The 5,552-nt window shown below is 70.6% G+C and carries 4 protein-coding genes; all 4 read left to right on the top strand.

All coding sequences use genetic code 11. The annotated features are described in order from the left end of the window. The first annotated feature begins 357 nt into the window (after positions 1–357). The 4 genes from ACFVXK_RS36850 to ACFVXK_RS36835 all read left to right on the top strand — a co-directional run bounded on the left by ACFVXK_RS36850 (position 358) and on the right by ACFVXK_RS36835 (position 5,499). On the top strand, positions 358–1,500 hold the full coding sequence (locus tag ACFVXK_RS36850; RefSeq protein WP_389621211.1) for an amidase domain-containing protein: 1,143 nt from the start codon (positions 358–360) through the stop codon (positions 1,498–1,500). A 257-nt stretch (positions 1,501–1,757) separates the two neighbouring features. Further along, complete coding sequence (locus tag ACFVXK_RS36845; protein ID WP_389621208.1) at positions 1,758–3,173, top strand: family 2B encapsulin nanocompartment shell protein; 1,416 nt, start codon at positions 1,758–1,760, stop codon at positions 3,171–3,173. A 99-nt stretch (positions 3,174–3,272) separates the two neighbouring features. Next, positions 3,273–4,613: a family 2 encapsulin nanocompartment cargo protein terpene cyclase gene (locus ACFVXK_RS36840; protein WP_389621206.1), complete on the top strand. Its 1,341-nt coding sequence runs from the start codon at positions 3,273–3,275 to the stop codon at positions 4,611–4,613. A 16-nt stretch (positions 4,614–4,629) separates the two neighbouring features. Then, entirely contained in the window at positions 4,630–5,499 is an 870-nt protein-coding gene (locus tag ACFVXK_RS36835; protein ID WP_389621203.1) for a geranyl diphosphate 2-C-methyltransferase, read from the top strand. Positions 5,500–5,552: the final 53 nt, after the last annotated feature.

Raw genomic sequence — 5,552 nt, 5'->3', positions numbered from 1 at the left:
CCCCCGGCCCGCTCCTGCGGCCCGCGGGGGCCGCCGCGCCGGCGTCCGAGGGCGTGCGCCTGCCCCGGGACCGCCCTCTTCCGCCCGTATCGTGCCTGGCCACTGCGGATGCTCCCTCTTCCGTGCTTTCCCGGACACCCTAGATGCATTTGCTGTGAGCCGTTCCAGGTGCCCACGGTCGGCGCGCCCCGTGGCCGGGAGCCCTTGCGGCGTGACGAAGCGGAGTCGGACGGCTGCGCTGATGGGCGGTTCCTACCGGGCATCCGGTGACAAACCGGAACGCGGCGAATCAGTCGGCTAGTTGTGCGAAAATTCCGTCCTCCCGGTCCGTGTGGACCGGGTGACAAGGGGAAAACAGTGATACCTAAGAGGTTCAGGCCCGCCGCCATCGCGGCCCTGACCGTGGCCGTGGCGTCCGGGGGCTTCTTCGCCTACTCGGCAAACGCCGTCTCCGGGCCCGCAGCGGCCGACAAGGCCACCACCGAGACCTTCGCCCGCCTCGCGGACGACGTGCTCTCGCAGCGCACCCAGGCGCTGGTGGACGGCCAGACCGTGCGCCACGGCCACGGCCAGGGGGGCAAGAAGAAGGCCCGCGTGTCGGACGGGCTGAAGAAGGACGAGGCCGCGGCGATCCAGTCGCTGCGCGAGCGCAAGACCCGCCTGGCGCAGCTGGGCGAGGTCTACAGCGGCGCCGACACCAAGGTCACGGTCGACGGCGCCACGGTGACCGGCGGCAAGGCGACCGTCCAGGTCACCGAGCAGACCACGCTCACCTACAAGAAGGTGCACGGCGACGAGCCGTCGAACACCGACTTCAAGACGCGCTACGAGCTCACCCTCACCAGCAAGAAGGGCGGTGACTGGGAGCTCCAGACGATCAAGTCCCAGGAGAACGGCCCCGTAGCGGTCAACGAGCCCGTCGTCGCCAAGGCGGCCGTCGTCAAGGACGACGGCAACCAGTACCCGGACGGCACGCCCGCCTCCACCACGTACCCGGCGACGGCCAAGCCCAAGACGCTGACCGGCGGCGCGTACAACTACACCGCCATGGCGCAGTACGCGGAGAAGTACTGGAGCAACTACAACCCGGCGTACCGCAAGTTCAGCGGCAACGGCGGCGACTGCACCAACTTCATCAGCCAGGCGCTGAACGCGGGCGGATGGAAGCCGGTACCGGGCACCTCGACCGACTACCGCAACTGGTGGTACGACGGCAGCCGTCAGTCGGACTCGTGGGTCGGAGCCAACGAGTGGGCCTGGTTCACGCTCTCCAACCAGCGGGCCGCCAACCTGGCCAACGTCTACCAGCTGGACGTCGGCGACATCCTGCAGGCGGACTTCAACCGGGACGGGTCCAAGGACCACTCCATGATGGTGACGTACCGCAGCAAGGCCGGAATGCCTTACCTGACGTACCACTCCACCAACACGTACCGGAAGTCGCTCGCGAGCATCCTGGCCTCTTACCCGAGCGCCACGTACTTCGCGTACCGCACCTGACGGACGGCCCTGACGGGCACCCCCGGGCCCCTCCGGCCGCGCGACCAGCGCGACCGGAGGGGCCTTTTCGCGCCCCCGGCCGAAACACCGCTGGTCGGCGCCGCAAACATCCCGCCGAGAAAGATCACTGCATCGAAGTAATACCCACGGCATTTCAAGGTCCATTGGGCGGCGCGGCCGTTACTGTTCCTCAGGATCTGGACGGATTCCCGGATATTCATCCTCTTTTTCCGGTTTTACGAAGGAGAGCTCGTCCGATGACCATTGACACCAGCCCCGAAGCGCAGCTGCAGGAACCTCCCCAGCAGCGGAGCCTCAGCACGGCCGCCGCCCGCAACCTTGCCACCACCACCAAGTCCGCCCCGCAGATGCAGGAGATCACCTCCCGGTGGCTGCTGCGGATGCTCCCCTGGGTGGAGACCAAGGGCGGCACCTACCGGGTCAACCGCCGCCTGAGCTACACCGTCGGCGACGGCACCATCGACTTCGTCCAGGACGGCGCCAGCGTCCGGGTGATCCCCCAGGAGCTCGGCGAACTCGCCCTGCTGCGCGGCTTCGACGACGTCCAGGTGCTGACCGCCCTCGCCGACCGCTGCGTCCAGCGCGACTTCCGGGCCGGCGAGGTCCTCGTCGAACGCGGCACCCCGGCCGACCAGATCCACCTCATCGCCCACGGCCGCATCAGCCAGACCTCCGTCGGCAAGTACGGCGACGAGGTCGCGGTCGCCGTCCTCGCCGACGGCGAGCGCTTCGGCGAGAACGCCCTCCTCGACGCCGACGCCACCTGGGACTACACCGCCACCGCCGACACCCCCGGCACCCTGCTCACGCTCTCCCGCGCCGAGTTCGCCGCCGTCCTGGCCCAGGCGCCCCTCCTCCAGGAGCACATCCGCAAGTTCAGCGCGCTGCCGCTCCAGCGCCAGAACCGCCACGGCGAGGCCGAGATCGCCATGTCCGCCGGCCACACCGGCGAGGCCGAACTCCCCGGCGCCTTCGTGGACTACGAGCTCAACCCCCGCGAGTACGAGCTCTCCGTCGCGCAGACCGTCCTGCGCGTCCACACCAGGGTCGCCGACCTCTACAACGGGCCGCACAACCAGACCGAGGAACAGCTCCGGCTCACCATCGAGGCGCTGCGCGAGCGCCAGGAGCACGAGCTGATCAACAACCGGGAGTTCGGCCTGCTCCACAACGCCGACTTCAAGCAGCGGATCCAGACCCACTCCGGCCCGCCCACCCCGGACGACCTCGACGAGCTCCTCTGCCGCCGCCGGGGCACCCGCTTCCTCTTCGCCCACCCGAAGACGATCGCGGCGATCGGGCGCGAGTTCAACGCGCGCGGCCTCTACCCGGACCACGTCGACCTCGGCGGACAGCAGGTGCCGGCCTGGCGCGGGGTCCCGATCCTGCCCTGCAACAAGATCCCCATCACCAAGGAGAACACCAGCTCCATCCTGGCCATGCGCCCCGGCGAGGACAACCAGGGCGTCATCGGCCTGCGCCAGACCGGCCTGCCGGAGGAGTACGAGCCGGGCCTGTCCGTGCGCTTCATGGGCATCGACGAGCGGTCGATCATCTCCTACCTGGTCTCCACCTACTACTCCGCCGCGATCCTCGTGCCCGACGCGCTCGGGGTGCTGGAGAACGTCCAGATCGCCCGCAGGCGCGACTAGCACCGCCGCCCCAGGCCACGACGGCCCGAACCCTCCCGGGGCCGACCGAGCGCGCCCGGGAGCCGGGCCGGCCCACACCACCCCACCAAGGAGCCACGGATGCCCGATCCCGGGCCTTCCCCCCTGCAGCCGGGCCCGCCCGCACCGGCGGCCCGCTTCGGGGCCCCGGCCCTCGCCGACGCCCTCGCACCCGTCCGCACCGACGGCGCCGCGGCGGCCGCCGCCGTCCTCGCGCGGGCCCTGCCCTCCCGGCCGGTGCTGCCCTTCGGCACCGCCCCGGCGGCCGGGGCCCCGGCCCCGAACCCGCCGGCGCCCGCAGAGGCCGCGCACTCGCCGGCCGCCCTGGAACGGATCCTGCGCGGCCCCGCCGGCCTGGGCACGGCGGCCCTGCACTGGGCCCGTCCGGCGGAGCCCCCGGCCCCGGAGGGGACTCCGGCCGCGCCGGAGCCCCCGGCCCCGGCGGACATGCGGCCGATCCCCGGCCTCTACCACCACCCCGTACCCGAGCCCGACCCCGTCCGCGTGGCGGAGCTCAGCCGCCGGATCAAGGCGTGGGCCGTGGACGAGGTCCAGGCGTTCCCCCCGGAGTGGGAGGACCGGTTCGACGGCTTCTCCGTGAGCCGCTACATGGTCGCCTGCCACCCCGACGCGCCCACCTTCGACCACCTGATGCTCGCCGCCCGGCTGATGGTCGCCGAGAACGTGGTCGACGACGCCTACTGCGAGGACGGCGCCACCACCCCCGACGCCGGCGGCCGGCTGCTCCTGGCGCACACCGCCCTCGACCCGGTCCACACGACGGGGGAGTACCAGCCGGCCTGGGAGGAATCGCTCTCCTCGGACGCCGCCCGCCGCTCCTACCGCTCGGCCATGGAGTACTTCGCCGGGGCGGCCACCCCGTCCCAGGCGGACCGGTTCCGGCACGACATGGCCCGGCTGCACCTGGGGTACCTCGCCGAGGCCTCCTGGGACGTGACGGAGTACGTCCCGGAGGTGTGGGAGTACCTGGCGATGCGCCAGTTCAACAACTTCCGCCCCTGCCCCACGATCACCGACACCGTCGGCGGCTACGAACTCCCGGCGGACCTCCAGGCCCTGCCCGCCATGCAACGGGTGATCGCGCTCGCCGGCAACGCCACCACCATCTCCAACGACCTCTACTCGTACATGAAGGAACTCAAGAGCCCCGGCAAGCACCTGAACCTGCCGGTGGTCATCGCCGAGAAGGAGGGCCTCTCCGACAAGGAGGCCTACCTGAAGGCGGTCGAGGTCCACAACGAGCTCATGCACGAGTTCGAGGCCGAGTCCGCCGCGCTCACCGCGGCCTGCCCCGACCCGCGCGTGGCCCGCTTCCTCAAGGGCGTGGCCGCATGGGTCGACGGCAACCACTACTGGCACGCATCCAACACCTACCGATACACCCTGCCCGATTTCTGGTAAACGAGGGGACTTATCCATGACCAGCACCGTCAGCACCACCCCGTTCATCCCCGCTCCGGCGACCCCGTACCAGGGCGACATCGCCCGCTACTGGAACGAGGAGGCCAGGCCCGTCAACCTGCGCCTCGGCGACGTCGACGGCCTTTACCACCACCACTACGGCATCGGTGCCGTCGACCACGCGTCCCTCGGGGACACCGCGGACAGCGAGTACGAGAAGAAGCTGGTCGCCGAACTGCACCGGCTGGAATCGGCGCAGGCCGAACTCCTCCTGGACCACCTCGGCGCCATCGGCCGCGACGACACGCTCGTGGACGCCGGCTGCGGCCGCGGCGGCTCCATGGTCATGGCCCACCAGCGCTTCGGCTGCAAGGTCGAGGGCGTCACCCTCTCCGCCAAGCAGGCCGACTTCGGCAACAACCGCGCCCGGGAACTGGGCATTGCGGAATCGGTTCACTCCCGGGTCTGCAACATGCTCGACATGCCCTTCGAGACCGGTCAGGCCGCCGGTTCCTGGAACAACGAGTCCAGCATGTACGTGGACCTGCACGACCTGATGGCCGAGCACTCCCGCGTCCTCGCCGTCGGCGGCCGCTACGTCACCATCACCGGCTGCTGGAACCCGCGTTACGGCCAGCCCTCGAAGTGGGTCTCCCAGATCAACGCCCACTTCGAGTGCAACATCCACTCCCGCCGCGAGTACCTGCGCGCCATGGCCGACAACCGCCTCGTGCCCCAGGCCGTGATCGACCTGACCCCCGACACCCTCCCCTACTGGGAGCTGCGGGCCACGTCCTCCCTGGTCACCGGGATCGAGGAGGCGTTCATCGAGTCCTACCGGGACGGGTCCTTCCAGTACGTCCTGATCGCCGCCGACCGCGTCTGACCCGTCGGCCCCCCAGGCGGCCGCGGACAGCCGACCGACGGCCGCCGCACGCG

The organism is Streptomyces sp. NPDC058157, from assembly GCF_042884105.1.
Taxonomy (GTDB): domain Bacteria; phylum Actinomycetota; class Actinomycetes; order Streptomycetales; family Streptomycetaceae; genus Streptomyces.
This window is presented reverse-complemented; position numbering and strand designations above follow the sequence as displayed.